Consider the following 14,647-nt stretch of genomic DNA (forward strand, 5'->3'; position numbering starts at 1 on the left):
AGCCCGGGCTCGCCGGAAGGCCGCGGGGTCGCCGTATGGCTACGGCGACCCCGCAAGTTTTGGGCGAATCCGGGCGTTCGGGACAAATTCGGGACAAATCAGCGAGCCGCGGGTTACTGGAAGTCAGCCAGCCAGAGATCCGGGCCGAATACCTCGTACTGAATATCCTTGGCGGGGACGCCACCGGCAATCAAGGCGCTCCGAACCGACTTCAGGAACGGCAGGGGACCGCAGAGGTAGTACTCGGCGTCGTCCGGGAGTTCGACGTCGCTGACGTCCATGAAACCGGAGAACACGGAACCGGACGCCCCGCCGGTCCCGGACGCCTCGCCGGTCCCGGACGCCTCGCCGGTCCCGGACGCCTCGCCGGTCCCGCCCGCCTCACCGGTCCCCGCTGTCTCCGCGGGAGTCAGGAACCACGTCTTCAGGGTCCCGTCCGCGAGTTTCGCGAGATCTTCCCTGACCTGCGCACGGAGCGGGAAGGATGCCTCGCTGTCATCTGCATGCAGCAGCATCACCTGGCGTCGTGAACCGGACTGCACCAGGTGCGAGAGCATCCCGGCCATGGGCGTGATGCCGATTCCCGCGCTGGCCATGACCAGGGGCCTGTCCGTGTACTCCAGCACAACGTCGCCGAACGGAGCTGAGAGCACCACCTCGTCGCCTACCTGCACGTCATTGTGGAGCAGACTGGACATCTCGCCGTCGGGAGTCGGAAGCCCGTGGACCCTCTTGACGGCGAACTGCCGGTGCTGCCCGTCGTCGGCCTTGGTCAGGCTGTATTGCCGGGGCTGCTGTACGCCGTCGGGCATGGTCATCTTGAGGGTCACGTACTGCCCGGGCAGGGACGGCTTGACGTCCCGCTCGTCGGTCCGCTCGACGACGAACGAGATGACGTCGGCGGTCTCCTGGATCCGCTGCACCACCCGCCACGTCCGCCAAATGGTCTCGGGGGAGAGGTGCACTGCGTTGTACAGCCCGCGCTCCTTGTTGATAAGCAGGTTCGCCATCAGCCAGTAGACCTCATCCCAGGCGGCGGCGACCTCGGGAGTGACGGCATCGCCCAGAACATCCACGATCGCCCACATGAGGTGGTCGTGGACAATCTGGTACTGGTCCGGGCTTAGTCCCAGCGAGACGTGTTTGTGGGCCACCCGGGAGAGCAGATGGTCCGGCACCTGGTCCGGTTTCTCCACGAGCATGCCGGCGAATGCCGCGATGGATCCGGCGAGCGCCTGCTGCTGGCGGCCATCCGCCTGGTTTCCCCGGTTGAAGAGGCCGTCCAGGAGATCCGGCTGCGCCTCGAACATATGTTTGTAGAAGCGCTTGGCGATCTCCTCGATATGCTCGCCGACTACGGGCAGCGTTGCCTGAATGACGGGAAGTGAGGTGTCTGAGAGCATGGTGGATCCCTTCCGGTGAGACCGGTGATACCCGGCGGTGCCGGGCGACTCAGCACTTCAAAGCTAACAGCCGCGGCACCGTGCCTTCCGGGCCGATCGGCCCTACATCGGGGGCGGGGGCCGGTGTAGGCGCGTGCTCAGGCCCGGGTGCTCACCCGCTCAGGCCCCGGCTCGCCGGAAAGTGGCAGGGTCGCCGGAAAGATACGGCGAACCCGCAGCGTTCCGGCGACCTCGACGGGCGGGGGACCGAATCGCGACCTCGACGGGCGGGGGTGCTCAGGCCTTGCGGTCCAGCAGCAGGTTGGTGATCCGCAGCGTGCAGATTCGCTGGCCGGTCTCGTTCGTGATCAGCACCTCGTGGGTGGTCAGGGTGCCGCCCAGATGGATAGGGGTGGCCGTGATCGTGATCAGTCCCTCGCGGGCCGACTTGTGGTGCGTGGCCGAGACGTCGACGCCCACCGCCGTCTTGCCCAGGGTGCTGGCGTGGATGACGGCGGCCCAGGACCCCACGGCCTCGCCCACGGCCAGTGAGGCGCCGCCGTGCAGGAGCCCGAACGACTGCCGGTTGCCCTCCACCGGCATGGTCGCGACCACGCGGTCCACGGACTCCTCGACGATCTTCACACCCATCTTCTCGTCGAGTTCCCCCAGGGTGATCTTCCACGACTCGGTGCTGCCGGTCTCGGGCGTCATAGCGTCTCCTTTGTTGCCGGCCGGCCGGGTCCCGGACGGTCGGTGCCGCCGCGGCTAGTGTGCGGCAGGCCTCATTCATGTACTGTAGATCATATTACCGAACGGACGGTCAGTAATGTTCCGGCCGTGTTGATCTTGCTCCCCCGTTGGAAGGACCCGTCAACGATGACCACCACAGCCGCACCCGCAGTAGACACTGTCGAGATCGTTCCCAGTTTCATCCGGGGTTCCTGGTGGACTCCCGACGACGCCGCCGGCGCGGCGCCGGTTCTGGACGCCAGCACCGGCGAGCTCCTGGCGAAGGTGAGCACCGAGGGGCTCGACCTCGCCGCCGTCGTGGATTACGGCCGCACCACCGGCCAGGCGGAACTTGGCACGCTGACCTTCCACCAGCGCGCGCTCAAGCTCAAGGAACTGGCGCAGTACCTCAATGGCCGCCGCGAGGAGTTCTACGCGCTCTCGGCGCAGACCGGCGCCACCAAGATCGACTCCATGATCGACATCGACGGCGGCATCGGCGTCCTGTTCACCTTCGGGTCCAAGGGCCGCCGGGAGCTGCCCAACTCCCAGGTGGTGGTGGATGGCCCCATGGAGGTGCTGTCCCGCGACGGCTCGTTCGCCGGTGAGCACATCTACACCCGCATCCCCGGGGTCGCCGTGCAGATTAACGCCTTCAACTTCCCTGTCTGGGGCATGCTGGAGAAGCTTGCCCCGGCCTTCCTCGCCGGAGTCCCCACCATCGTCAAGCCCGCCACCCCCACCGGGTACGTGGCCGCCGCCGTCGTCAAGGCGATCGACGAATCCGGCATCCTGCCCGCCGGCTCGCTGCAGCTGATTTCCGGCTCGGTCCGCACGCTGCTGGACCACCTGGACTACCGCGACCTCGTGGCCTTCACCGGCTCCGCGTCGACCGCCAACACGCTCAAGTCGCACCCCAATGTGGTCAAGGGCGGGGTCCGCTTCACGTCCGAGACCGACTCCCTGAATGCCGCGATCCTGGGCCCGGATGCGGTCAAGGGCACACCGGAATTCGACGCCTTCATCAAGTCCCTCGTCACCGAGATGACCGCCAAGGCCGGCCAGAAATGCACCTCGATCCGCCGCGCGATCGTGCCGCAGGAACTCGTCGCCGACGTCACCGCCGCCGTGGGGGACCGCATCCGCGAACGCGTCGTGCTCGGTGATCCCCGCGCCGAGGGCGTCACCATGGGCGCCCTGGCCTCCCTTGAGCAGCTTGCCGACGTGCGCGCCGCCGTACAGTCCATGCTCGACGCCGGTGGGGAGCTTGCCTACGGCACGCTCGATGCGCCCAAGGTCACCAGCGCGGACGGCAGCATCGGCGTCGTCGACGGCGGCGCCTTCATGTCCCCGGTCCTGCTGAGCTGGGCCAACCCGGAGGCCGAGGAGGTCCACTCGCTCGAGGCATTCGGCCCGGTGTCCTCGGTGATCGGCTACACGGACCTGGCCGACGCCGTCCGCCTCGCCGCCCGCGGCGGTGGCTCGCTGGTCGCCTCGGTCTGCACGAACGATCCCGCCGTGGCCCAGCAGCTGGTCACCGGCATCGCGGCCCACCACGGCCGCGTGCTCATGCTCAACCGCGAGGACGCCCGCAGCTCCACCGGCCACGGCTCCCCGGTCCCGCACCTGGTCCACGGCGGTCCCGGCCGCGCCGGCGGCGGCGAGGAGCTCGGCGGCATCCGCTCGGTGATGCACCACATGCAGCGCACCGCCATCCAGGGCTCGCCGAACATGCTCACCGCCGTCACCGGCGTCTGGCACACCGGAGCGGACCGTAACTTCACGCTCGAGACCGAGGGCCAGCACCCGTTCCGGAAATCCCTCGCCACCCTGCACATCGGCGACGCCATCCGCTCGGAGCTGCGGGAGGTCTCGCTGGAGGAAATCACCAAGTTCGCGAACTCCACCGGCGACACCTTCTACGCCCACACCAACCAGGAAGCCGCCGCGGCCAACCCCTTCTTCCCGGGCATCGTGGCGCACGGCTACCTCCTGCTCAGCTGGGCCGCCGGCCTGTTCGTGGAGCCCGCGCCGGGTCCGGTCCTGGCCAACTACGGCCTGGAGAACCTGCGGTTCATCACCCCCGTGGCCGCGGGCGATTCCATCCGCGTGACCCTGACGGCCAAGAAGATCACCCCGCGCGAGACCGACGAGTACGGCGAGGTGGCCTGGGACGCCGTCCTGACCAACCAGAACGACGAAATCGTCGCGACTTACGACGTCCTGACCCTCGTCGAGAAGTAGCCTCACCCGACGCTCCCTCCCGTCCTGCGGGTCCAGCGCGGACGCTCCCTCACTAGTGCGGGAGCGTCCGCTGTTGTTCTGCCGCGAGTGGGGGAGCGTTGCTTGTTCGGAGGCGCAATTTGTAGGCTCTTTCCATCCCGCTCCGGCGTAAAATCTTGCTCGTAGGAGGTGGCGAAATGACCCTAGTACTCAATAAAGCCACAACAGTCCTGCCAGTTGATGATGCAGCGCGTGCCCGGCATTTCTACGCGGACACTTTGGGGCTCCCGCACCGTGGCGTGGCAGATGACGGAAGCGAAATGTTCGGCTCAGAAGGCGGCCCAATGCTGCAGCTGATGCCAGTCAAGGATGGAAAGCATTCAGAGCACACCACCCTGAGCTTCGAAGTCAGCGAGATCGAGCGCACGGTCCAGGAAATGGAAGCCAAGGGCGTCATGTTCCAGGACTACGATCGCCCGGACCTCAAGACCGAGAACCATATTTGTACAACGGATTCAGAGAAGTGCGCCTGGTTCATGGACTCCGAGCACAATGTTCTGTGCGTGCACGAGAACATCACCACGGCAGCTGATTACCAGCTCTAAACGGCGGGCAACGGCGGATTTTCGGGCGCTCCGGCTCAGCGGGGCGCCCTTTTCTGTTGCCCGCGGTCATCCAGGGCGCCTCGCCGCCTGCCAGTGTTTCGCGGGCTGGTCAGCTTCCGTTGTACTCGTCGTCGGTGATGTGCTCGCCCCACGTGGTGGTCGTCGCTGGGTCCTCGCCGTTCTGGAGCATGGCGATATGTTCCATGAAGCAGCCAGGGGCGGCCGCGTGCCAGTGCTCCTCGCCGGGCGGCGTGTAGATCGTCTGGCCGGGGTGGACTTCGACGATCTTGCCGTCCCGGGTTCCGAACCGGCCGACTCCCTGGGTGACGCGGAGGTACTGGCCGTGTTCGTGGGAGTGCCAGGCGGTGCGGGCTCCGGGCGCGAAACGGACGGTCGCGACCACCATCGTCTGATCCGGCTCGTGCGGGAGCGCGATCGGATCGAGCCAGACGTCGCCGGCGAACCGGGCCGGCGGGTTCTTCGCAGTGGGGACAGTGGGTTCGATGTTCATGGTGATCCTTACTCGCTCTCGGTGAAGAGTCGCTTGGCGACGCCCATGGCGGCCATGCCCTTGGGCCAGCCTGCGTAGAGCGTGACATGGGTGATGGCTTCGATGAGTTCTTCCCGGGTGACGCCGTTCTCCATGGCGCGGCCAAGGTGGAAGCCGAGCTGCTCGGTGTTGCCGCCGGCGGTGAGTACGGCGACGGTGATTAGGCTGCGGTCACGGGCCGGAAGCTCCGGGCGGTTCCAGACGTCCGCGAACAGGACGTCGTCGGTGAGCTCGGCGAGCTTTGGGGCGAAGTCTCCGAACATGTTCCGGCCTCCGCCGACCTGTTGGGGTTGGTCAGTCATGATTTTCCTTCTTTCAGTGGAAGTTCGAATTGCTGCAGGGCTTCAACCGCCTCGTTGGTCACAGTTGTTTCCGTCGCCGCGCCAGGGGCGTGAGTTCGGTGGCGCCGTAGCTGTTGTCGTCCGGGTTGACGGTAACGCCGGGTGCGACGAGCTGGTCGATGCGGTCCAGCACGTCGCTGGCCAAGGTGATGTCCGCGGCGGGCAGGTAAGACTCGAGCTGTTCCATGGTGCGCGGTCCCACGATGGCGGCCGTGACGCCGGGGTGGTTGATCACGAAGGCGATGGCCAGTTCGATGAGCGTCAGCCCGGCTTGTTCAGCGAGGCGGGCGAGGTCTTCGACGATGTCGAGCTTGCGCTGGTTGGCCGGGCTCGTCATGTCGAACCGGGCGTTCGGACGCGCGGTTGAAGTGGGCGCGGAGGCTGCGTTTTTGCGCCAGCGCCCGGAGAGCCAGCCGCCGCTGAGCGGGCTATAGGTCAGGGTGCCCATGCCGTGGCGCTGCACCGTGGGAAGGATGTCCTCCTCGATACCGCGGACCAGGATCGAGTACGGCGGCTGCTCGGTGACAAACCGCTCGAGGTTGCGTTCCCGGGATGCCCACTGGGCTTCCACGATCTGCGACCCGGAATACGACGAGGAGCCGACGTACCGCACCTTCCCTTGGCGGACCAGGTCGCTGAGGGCGCCGAGAGTCTCCTCGACGTCGGTATCCGGGCTGGGCCGGTGCACCTGGTAGAGGTCGATGTAATCCGTCTTCAAGCGGCGAAGGGAGTCTTCCACCGCCCGCATGATCCAGCGGCGGGATCCACCCCGCTGGTTGGGATCGTCCTCGCTCATGGGCATGAAGAACTTCGTGGCGAGGAATACGTCCTCACGCCGGCCTTCCAGTGCCTGTCCGACGATTTCCTCGGATGCCCCGCCGGAGTAGACATCGGCGGTGTCGATGAAGTTGATGCCCGCGTCGAGGGCGCGGTGGATGATTCGAATGGAGGCCGCGGTGTCATTGTTGCCCCAGGGGCCGAACATCATCGCGCCGAGGCACAAGGGACTGACCTGGACGCCTGTGCGGCCAAGGGGACGGTATTTCATGGTGGTGGCTTCTCTCTGTCTCAGGCTTCGGGGATGACCATGGCGAAGCGTTCTTCGCGGGCCTCGTCGGGATCCGGTCCGTTGCGCACGCCGGTGTCGAGTGCATCGATGGCGGCGAGTTCGTCGGCGCCGAGTTCGAAGTCGAAGACGTCGAAGTTCTCCGCGATGCGTGCGGGGTTGGTCGACTTCGGGATGGCTGAGCGGCCCTGCTGCAGGTGCCAGCGGATCATGACCTGGGCGGGGCTCTTTCCGTGTGTTTGTCCGATGCCGGCGATCGTTGGGTCTTCCATCACGTTCCTGCGCTTCTCGCCCCATCCGGGGTAAAAAGTGATGCCGCCAATCGGTGACCACGCCTGGGTAAGGATGCCGTGTTCGGTGTCCGTTGCCTGGACGGCCGGCTGGGCGAAGTACGGGTGCAGCTCAATCTGGTTCACCGCCGGGACGACGTCTGTGGCCGCCAGCAACTGCACCAGGTGGTGCGGCATGAAGTTGCTGACACCGATCGCCCGGACGCGACCGTCAGCAATTAGGGTCTCCAGGGCCTTGTACGCGCCGACAGTTCTCTCGAAGCGGTCGGGGGCGGGCTGATGCAGGATGAACAGGTCCAGGTAGTCGACGCCCAACTTGCCAACAGCCTTCTCCCAGGCGTGCAGCGTCTGGTCGTACCCGTAGTCGCTGACCCAGACTTTGGTCTCGATGAACACGTCGGAACGGTCCAGGCCCGAATTGCGGATGCCCTCACCGACCTCCCGCTCGTTGCCGTACGCCGCGGCAGTGTCGATGTGCCGGTAGCCGGCCGCCAGCGCCGCTTCGACGGCCGCCGTCGTTTGCTCCGGCGCGCTTTGGAAGACGCCCAGTCCGAGGGCGGGCATCCTGACGCCGTTATTGAGAGTAAGTTCCATGTGCATGCCTTTCACGGTATTCAGGTGTGCGGGATTGTGGGAGGGCACGTGAGTACCCCCTTTTCGGATGTAGACAGGTCAGCGGGCGGCCTCGGCCAGGGGTGCGGGTGCGGCCCCGAGCGGTATCAGGACCCGGCGGGCGGCCAGATCAGCGGGCAGGATGAGGGCCGCGGTGACAGCCAGGGCCAGGAGCAGGAGGACACTGCCCGTGGTGAGGGCAGCGCTGACCTGCGCGGCCAGGTGCGCTGCGGCAGAGCCGGCGGCCGGGACGGTGGCTGCGGCCGCGACCGCGATGCCCAGCCCGAGGCAGGTGCCGACCTGGTGGAAGGTGTTCACCAGGGCCGACGCCGCGCCGGCGTCGGCCGCGGGCGCACCAACGATGCCAAACGACGTAAGGGGCGCAAAAGCCAAGCCCTGTCCGGCTCCGATAAGGACCATCGGGAAAGCGACGCCCGTCAGGTAGGAGGAGTCGACGCCGACCCGGCTGAGCCAGAACATCCCGGCAAGGGTGATCAGGATGCCGGCCACAAGGGGAATGGAACCCGGCATCCGGTTTACGAGCCGCGGGATACTCATTGCGACGGCGAAGTTGACGGCAGTCATGGGCAGGAATCCCATGCCGGCCTGCAGGGGGTCGAAGCCGAGGACCTCCTGCAGGAACTGGGTGGTGAAGAAGAAGAATGCAATCATTGCGCCCAGATACAGGAACCGTGCAACATAGGCGCCGGCGCGGCGGCGGCTGGCGAACAGCCGCAGCGGCATGATCGGCTGGGCGGCCCTGCGTTTGATCAGCACAAACACGACGAGGAGCACGATGCCGGCGGTGACGGCCGTGCCCGTGGCGGGGGAGGCCCAGCCCGCGTCGGCGGTGTTGATGATGCCGAACACGAGGGCGCCGACACCCAGGGTCGCGCTGAGCGCGCCGAACAGGTCGAAGCGGCGGGCGCGACGATCGCCGCCCCGGGCGCCGAGAAGCAGCAGGCCGCCGAAGACCAGCGTGTACGCATCCTGGACCCAGGCAAGCTCCCCGGTGCCCAGCTGGAGATCGGCCTGCAGGCCCGGCAGGGCCGTGAAGATGACCGAGTTGTCCAGCAGGATCATGAAGTAGCTGGCAAGGATGATCGCCAGGATCGCCGCCGGGTGGGCAGCAGTTGCGGGTGCAGGATTCATGTTTTCCATGGAACCGTGATTTCTCAACGGCGGGGAGTCACGGACGTTCCGGGTAATGCCAGTGCCTCCCTCGTCGCATAGGCCGCGGGTAGCGTGGAGGCCATGACACACAGCGACGACGTGCGGAAGTTCCTGACCTCCCGCCGTGCCAGGATCACGCCAGAACAGGCCGGCCTCCCGGTCTACGGCGGAAACCGCCGCGTTACCGGGCTGCGCCGCGAGGAAGTCGCGATGCTCGCCGGGATGAGCATCGATTACTACATACGCCTTGAGCGCGGAAACCTCTCCGGCGCCTCGGACAGCGTCCTTGAAGCCCTCTGCCGTGCACTGAAGCTTGACGACGCCGAGACGGCCCACCTTTTTGACCTGGCCCGCGCGGCCACGGCCGCTCCCCGGGTGCGGCGAAAGCGCAGCCCGCAGACGGTGCGGCCGAGCGTGCAACGCGTCATTGATGCGATCACGACGGCACCGGCCTGGGTCCGCAACGACCGCGGGGATGTCCTTGCCGCCAACGAACTCGGCCGTGCCCTCTACCTGGACATGATGGCTGAGCACGTCACTCCGCCGAACAGTGCACGGTTCACCTTCCTGAACCCGAAAGCGCGGGAGTTCTTCGCCGATTGGGAACGCAGCGCGGACGACATCGTCGCGGTCCTGAGGTCCACCGCCGGGAAAAACCCCTACGACAGGGACCTCACGGACCTGGTCGGAGAGCTTTCGACCCGCAGCGAGGAGTTCCGCACCCGGTGGGCGAGGCACGACGTGAAGTACCACCGCACCGGCCGCAAACGGCTCCACCACCCGATCGTGGGGGACCTGGACCTGAGCTTCGAGGCACTGGAACTGCCCGCGGACCCGGGGCTGCGCATCAACGTCTACACGGCAGATCCCGGGACACCCTCCGAGGACGCCCTGAAAGTCCTCGCCAGCTGGGCCGCCACCCAGCGCGAAACGGCAGCGGCCGCAGTCAGGGAGAAGAAATGACCGACCGTTCCTCCACCGCGCTCATTGTTGGCGCCACCCAGTCAATGCCCGGGTCCGGTGACAATCTTCTTTCGTTCGGATTCGTGCGCGCCGCCCTTCTTCGCCAGCGTTGAGCACGCCTCATCGATATCCCGGGCGAGCGTGTCGACGTGCTCGCGGCTCATCGTTTCCTTGACCAGCGCACGCATGATCGTCACGTTCTGGGCGTTCGGCGGCAGGGTGTAGGCCGGCACCATCCAGCCGCGTTCGGCCGAGAGCTGCCAGGCAATGTCGAACTCGTCGTACCCGGGGTCGGCGGCGAGCCGGAACGCAACCAGGGGAAGCTGCTCCTCGTCAGGGCCGATGATCTCGAACCGGCCCATGGCCTCCAACTTCTCGGCGAGGGCGCGGGCGTTGGTCTGCATGTTCTGCATGATGTAGGTGTAACCGGCGCGGCCGTAGCGCACAAAGTTGTAGTACTGGGCGAGAACCATCGACGAGCCGGTGGAGAAGTTCAGGGTGAACGTCGAGTCGGTCTTGCCGAGGTAGTTCTCCTCAAAAACAAGGTCCTTGGCCAGATCGGCCTTCTCCCGGAAGATCAGCCAGCCGATGCCGGGATAGACCAGTCCAAACTTGTGCCCGGAGACATTGATCGAGCGGACCTGCTCGAGCCGGAAGTCCCACTCGGAGTCCGGGTACAGGAAGGGCCAGACAAAACCCCCACTGGCCCCGTCCACGTGCAGCGGCACATCAAGGCCCCGCTCACCCTTGATCCGGACCAGCAGGTCGTTGATGCCGACGATGTCGTCTTTGTGCCCAGTGAACGTCGTGCCCAGCACGGCTGCGACGCCGATGGTGTTCTCATCGATATGGGCCTCCACGTCCTCCGGGCCGATCGTGTACTTCCCCGGCTGCAGCGGCACGATCCGCGGCTCGACGTCGAAGTAGCGGCAGAACTTCTCCCACACAACATGCACGTCGCCGCCGAACACCAGGTTAGGGCTCGACGTCGATGCGCCGGCGGCCTCGCGGCGTTTGCGCCAGTTCCACTTCAGGGACAGGCCGCCGAGCATGATCGCCTCGGACGATCCCTGGGTCCGGGCGCCCGTCGTCTCGCCGGGCGCGTGGAAAAGGTCAGCGAGCATCCGAATGCAGCGCTGCTCGATTTCGGCCGTGCGGGGATATTCGGCGTGGTCGATGAAATTGCGGTGCAGGTTCGCTGCGATGATCTGCTGGGCCTGAGGCTCCATCCATGTCGTTACGAAGGTGGCCAGGTTCCGGGCCGGATCACCCTCCAGCGCCAGGTCCTCCGACACCAGCCGCAAAGCGTCCTCAGCAGGAATGCCGGTCTCCGGGAACTCGCGGCTCGGAACCTCCTGGGTGACAAATCGGTTGCCGAACATTGCCACGTCGGCGTCCGCCGGCTGGGAATTTATTGACATCACTTCTCCTCAAGAGACTGTTGAAAGGGGGTTACGGATGAGCTCCCCGGTCCGCGGGAACCGAGACGGCGGCGGATTCTGGACTCAGCATCAGAATCGCGCCGGTGAGGAAGCACAGGGCTCCTACGAGGGTGCCGAGAGTGGCCAGGTCGGCGTTCCAGACATCGCCGCTCGACGGTATGACAAAGGCCGCCAGAGCCGAGACGCCGAACGCAACAGAGCCGGCCAGGTTGATCACGCCGATCTTCCACACCCGGGGCCTGGGCCTGCCCGCAATGGCGCGACCGGCATCCCGCAACGCCACACCGCTGGCAACGAGGAAGGCGACTGAACCCAGCGCATCGGGTCGCCACACCCGCTGCTCGGTCAGCGCCACACTGAGATTGACCCGCAATGCGTTTCCCGTACTCCAGTTGAACCACAGCGTGCCGGCAAGTTGAACCGCGCAGGCGAGCCAGCCGAGATTCCGTGGCGCCCACACCCAAAACGAGTGGCGGCGCTTGGCCCCCAGGAACGGGAGGGCGTCAACGGCTTCGCGGTACTGCAGGAACGACGCACTGGTGAAGAACAGCGAACCGACGAAGAAGGTGATCGCGCACAAGCGCAATCCCACGGCCTCGGCGTATGACGGAACCGCCCCCAAGGCGAACAGACTCGAGCCAATGATGAACAACCACGCGATCCACCGGTCCCGTCCGGTCGAACCTCCCGCGCTCGACATCTCACTTGCATGGCCGGACTTCGAAGCAGCCCGATGGTGGACCTTCCCGCCAGCGTCAGGCGCCACGGGCCCTTTCGGGCCCGGGACCGGGAGCACGTTGGAGATCACGAAGGCCACCGCCACAGCCACCACCACCTGAGGTGTTACCGCCACACCGTCCACTCCCAGCAGCAGCGTGGCCAGCAGGGTCGACGTCAACGGCAGCCGCAGCATGGCTGCGCACATGGCTCCCATGCCCATGCCGAGTCCTGCCGCGAGATTCATTCCGGGCAACCCGCTCGCGACAATACCGAGCGCCGCACCGATGAACATCGAAGGGAACACGGGCCCACCACGAAATGCGCTCAGCGAGAGCCCGTAGGCAAAGGCCTTACAAGAGATCAGCAGGAGGAGCGCCGAAAGCGAGTAGTCCGTGGCGTGTTCGACCAGATCCGGAAGGGCGTCCTGCCCCGAGAACAAGACCTGCGTGAAGCTGTTCCCAGAGATCAGCTGGTAGGCCATCGCGGCAAGACCGATCAGCAGGCCGAGCCCAGAGGTCACCAATATCCGGTTCAGGTGCACGACCGGACGAAGCGAGAGCCCGACCCAGCGGATCAACCATCCCAACAGCGCGCCGACGGCGCCCATAATCACCGCCCAGCCCAGCGTCGCCAGGGTCGGCGGCACCGCAGGCGGCACGACGGGCAGCGCCAGCGAGAAGCTGCCCAGCCCGGTCCAGCCGTCCAGGCCGACGAACACCAGCGCCCCGACGCCGGAAGCGAGCAGTCCGGGCAGGGCCATCAGGCTCAGCGTCATTCCCCCGATCCCGGCGGCCTCCATGATCAGGAATGCACCGAGCACGGGGGATCCGAGCAGGGTACTGATCGCTGCGAAGCTGCCGGCCGACGCCATGATCGTCAGGGCCATCGGCGGAGCGTCCTTCTTCGCCAGGTGCACGGCCAACGCCCCGAGGCCGCCACCGATCGCGATCAGCGGACCCTCCGGCCCGAGCACCGCACCGAGGCTGAGCGTGGTCAGTGCCGCGAGAACAACGCCCACGAGCTCCCGGCCGCTGGGCGGACCGCCGCCCGTCTTGAAGCCGAAAGCGGGTGAGTGGCCCGCGGTTCCCGGCAGATACCGGATGGTCGACGCCGTCAACAGCCCACACAGCACCAACCACGGAACCGGCCACCAGGCAGGAACGGGACCCCCGAGGACTTGTTCCGGCAGGCCGACGAAGACGTACTGCTGGACCACCGCGACCAAAGCGAGAAAGCCGTACGCAACGACCGAGATGGGAACGCCCAAGACCGCAGCCAGCACGAGCGCAGAGATGTACGCCCTGGAACGAATGACGACGGCCGGATCGAAACTGGGCGGCGATGCGGCAGGCTCGCTCATTCCCGGCAACCCGGCGCGACTGTGACGATTCGGGTGACACCGAATGTCCTTTTTGCAGCTCGGGGCGGCGTGCCCGTCCGGCAACACCGCGGGTCACCGATGATCAACGAGCAGAACATCATCCCTCCTCCTTCCGCCAGACGGCGGGAGCCTTTAGCGAGGTCTCACAAGCGATAGAGGTGGTCCTTCAGATGTTCTCCAAGCTAACCCTTCCAGTGGGGGGCGGTCGTCACCCAATGCGGGTGAAAGAGAACCAAAGCGCTGCGGTTCACACCCCAGGTGCCCCGGGTGCCCCCGCTCCGTCCGGGCGTGACCACGGCGTGACCGGGCGCTCCTGCCGGACGCCGTCCACCGTGATGTCCACTCTCTCATTGAAGAAACTGACAAGTCCGTGGATCTGGGCGGCGTCGAGGAGCCGCCGGTCATAGCTCCACGCGACGTTCCTGCCCTGCCCGGAAGCAGAGTAGCTCCAGTAGCTCGCCTGGCCCTTGTACGGGCAGATGGTCCGTTTGGGGCTCTCTTCCATCAGATCCAGCCGCACATCCGACGGCGGAATGTAGTAGCGCACCGGCAGCATGGTTTCGTAGACCAGCTGCGCGCCGTTCGTCGTGGCGAGAGTGACGCCGTCGAGCCCTACCTCAACGGTGAGCGAGGACGCCCGGATGTCCACACGGTGGAACGGATCACGTGGGTGGCCGATGATCTCCTCGTCGTCCTCGAGCCAGTCGAAGGCGTTGAAATCCAGCACCACGTAGCCGGCGAGGTCGGGGTCCGCCGGCCGGAAGGCAGCGCGGGGCAGCCTCGCATGGGGAGTGACGACGTCGAGCTCCTCACCGGCCGCCGTGTGCCTGCCGAACCCCGTGCGCGGATCCAGTGCCCGCGGCCCCTCCCGGCTCACTCTGAAGCCGTGTTCCGGGACATCGCCCGCCTGCTGCCCCGGCGGCGCCAGTTCGGCCCGGAGGGCGCCTTCGGAAACTGCGTAGATGGGGGTGATGCGTTTGGGCTCCCACACCAAGAGCGCACTCAGAGTGTCGACGACGGCACGCCCGCCCACCATGGCACGGACCCTCTTCGCGGTGGGCTGGTAACGCAAATCGGGGAACGTGCTGAAGAGGACGTCAGATATCTTCGTGGCCATGACTACAGGGTGGGCGTCCGTTATCCTGCCGTCAACGACTTACCCGGCCA

The 14,647-nt window shown here is 66.3% G+C and carries 13 protein-coding genes; 3 read left to right on the forward strand and 10 right to left on the reverse strand.

Going from position 1 to position 14,647, the window contains the following annotated elements:
* Positions 1–113: 113 nt before the first annotated feature.
* Both AC1DZV_RS04325 and AC1DZV_RS04330 read right to left on the reverse strand, forming a co-directional pair.
* Complete coding sequence (locus tag AC1DZV_RS04325; RefSeq protein WP_476953044.1) at positions 114–1,403, reverse strand: globin domain-containing protein; 1,290 nt, start codon at positions 1,401–1,403, stop codon at positions 114–116.
* Positions 1,404–1,679: 276 nt separating this feature from the next.
* Positions 1,680–2,096 carry a PaaI family thioesterase gene (locus AC1DZV_RS04330; RefSeq protein ID WP_476953045.1) on the reverse strand — a complete coding sequence of 139 codons (417 nt, stop codon included), beginning with the start codon at positions 2,094–2,096 and terminating at the stop codon, positions 1,680–1,682.
* A gap of 165 nt (positions 2,097–2,261) precedes the next feature.
* Here AC1DZV_RS04330 and paaZ point away from each other — a divergent pair, with 165 nt between their 5' ends.
* Positions 2,262–4,358: a phenylacetic acid degradation bifunctional protein PaaZ gene (gene paaZ, locus AC1DZV_RS04335; protein WP_476953046.1), complete on the forward strand. Its 2,097-nt coding sequence runs from the start codon at positions 2,262–2,264 to the stop codon at positions 4,356–4,358.
* 176 nt (positions 4,359–4,534) lie between these two features.
* Positions 4,535–4,942 (forward strand): VOC family protein, encoded by a 408-nt coding sequence (locus AC1DZV_RS04340; protein WP_476951497.1) that lies wholly within the window; start codon positions 4,535–4,537, stop codon positions 4,940–4,942.
* 109 nt (positions 4,943–5,051) lie between these two features.
* Here AC1DZV_RS04340 and AC1DZV_RS04345 read toward each other — a convergent pair whose 3' ends face one another.
* The 5 genes from AC1DZV_RS04345 to AC1DZV_RS04365 form a co-directional block, all read right to left on the reverse strand.
* Complete coding sequence (locus AC1DZV_RS04345; protein ID WP_476951498.1) at positions 5,052–5,453, reverse strand: (R)-mandelonitrile lyase; 402 nt, start codon at positions 5,451–5,453, stop codon at positions 5,052–5,054.
* Positions 5,454–5,461: 8 nt separating this feature from the next.
* Positions 5,462–5,794, reverse strand: coding sequence for a carboxymuconolactone decarboxylase family protein (locus AC1DZV_RS04350; protein WP_476951499.1), 333 nt, complete (start codon positions 5,792–5,794; stop codon positions 5,462–5,464).
* A gap of 58 nt (positions 5,795–5,852) precedes the next feature.
* Complete coding sequence (locus tag AC1DZV_RS04355) at positions 5,853–6,881, reverse strand: aldo/keto reductase (protein WP_476953047.1); 1,029 nt, start codon at positions 6,879–6,881, stop codon at positions 5,853–5,855.
* A 20-nt stretch (positions 6,882–6,901) separates the two neighbouring features.
* Complete coding sequence (locus AC1DZV_RS04360) at positions 6,902–7,783, reverse strand: aldo/keto reductase (RefSeq protein ID WP_476953048.1); 882 nt, start codon at positions 7,781–7,783, stop codon at positions 6,902–6,904.
* 78 nt (positions 7,784–7,861) lie between these two features.
* Complete coding sequence (locus AC1DZV_RS04365) at positions 7,862–8,953, reverse strand: MFS transporter (protein WP_476953049.1); 1,092 nt, start codon at positions 8,951–8,953, stop codon at positions 7,862–7,864.
* A 102-nt stretch (positions 8,954–9,055) separates the two neighbouring features.
* Between AC1DZV_RS04365 and AC1DZV_RS04370 the strand changes: the two genes are divergently transcribed.
* Entirely contained in the window at positions 9,056–9,937 is an 882-nt protein-coding gene (locus AC1DZV_RS04370; protein ID WP_476953050.1) for a helix-turn-helix transcriptional regulator, read from the forward strand.
* 41 nt (positions 9,938–9,978) lie between these two features.
* Here the strand turns inward: AC1DZV_RS04370 and gad are convergent, their stop codons facing one another.
* The 3 genes from gad to AC1DZV_RS04385 all read right to left on the reverse strand — a co-directional run bounded on the left by gad (position 9,979) and on the right by AC1DZV_RS04385 (position 14,597).
* Positions 9,979–11,358 (reverse strand): glutamate decarboxylase, encoded by a 1,380-nt coding sequence (gad, locus tag AC1DZV_RS04375; protein ID WP_476951504.1) that lies wholly within the window; start codon positions 11,356–11,358, stop codon positions 9,979–9,981.
* A gap of 31 nt (positions 11,359–11,389) precedes the next feature.
* Positions 11,390–13,459 carry a chloride channel protein gene (locus AC1DZV_RS04380; RefSeq protein ID WP_476953051.1) on the reverse strand — a complete coding sequence of 690 codons (2,070 nt, stop codon included), beginning with the start codon at positions 13,457–13,459 and terminating at the stop codon, positions 11,390–11,392.
* A gap of 268 nt (positions 13,460–13,727) precedes the next feature.
* Complete coding sequence (locus AC1DZV_RS04385; RefSeq protein ID WP_476953052.1) at positions 13,728–14,597, reverse strand: DUF427 domain-containing protein; 870 nt, start codon at positions 14,595–14,597, stop codon at positions 13,728–13,730.
* Positions 14,598–14,647 lie beyond the last annotated feature (50 nt).

Source organism: Arthrobacter sp. P1_D12 (assembly GCF_056406175.1).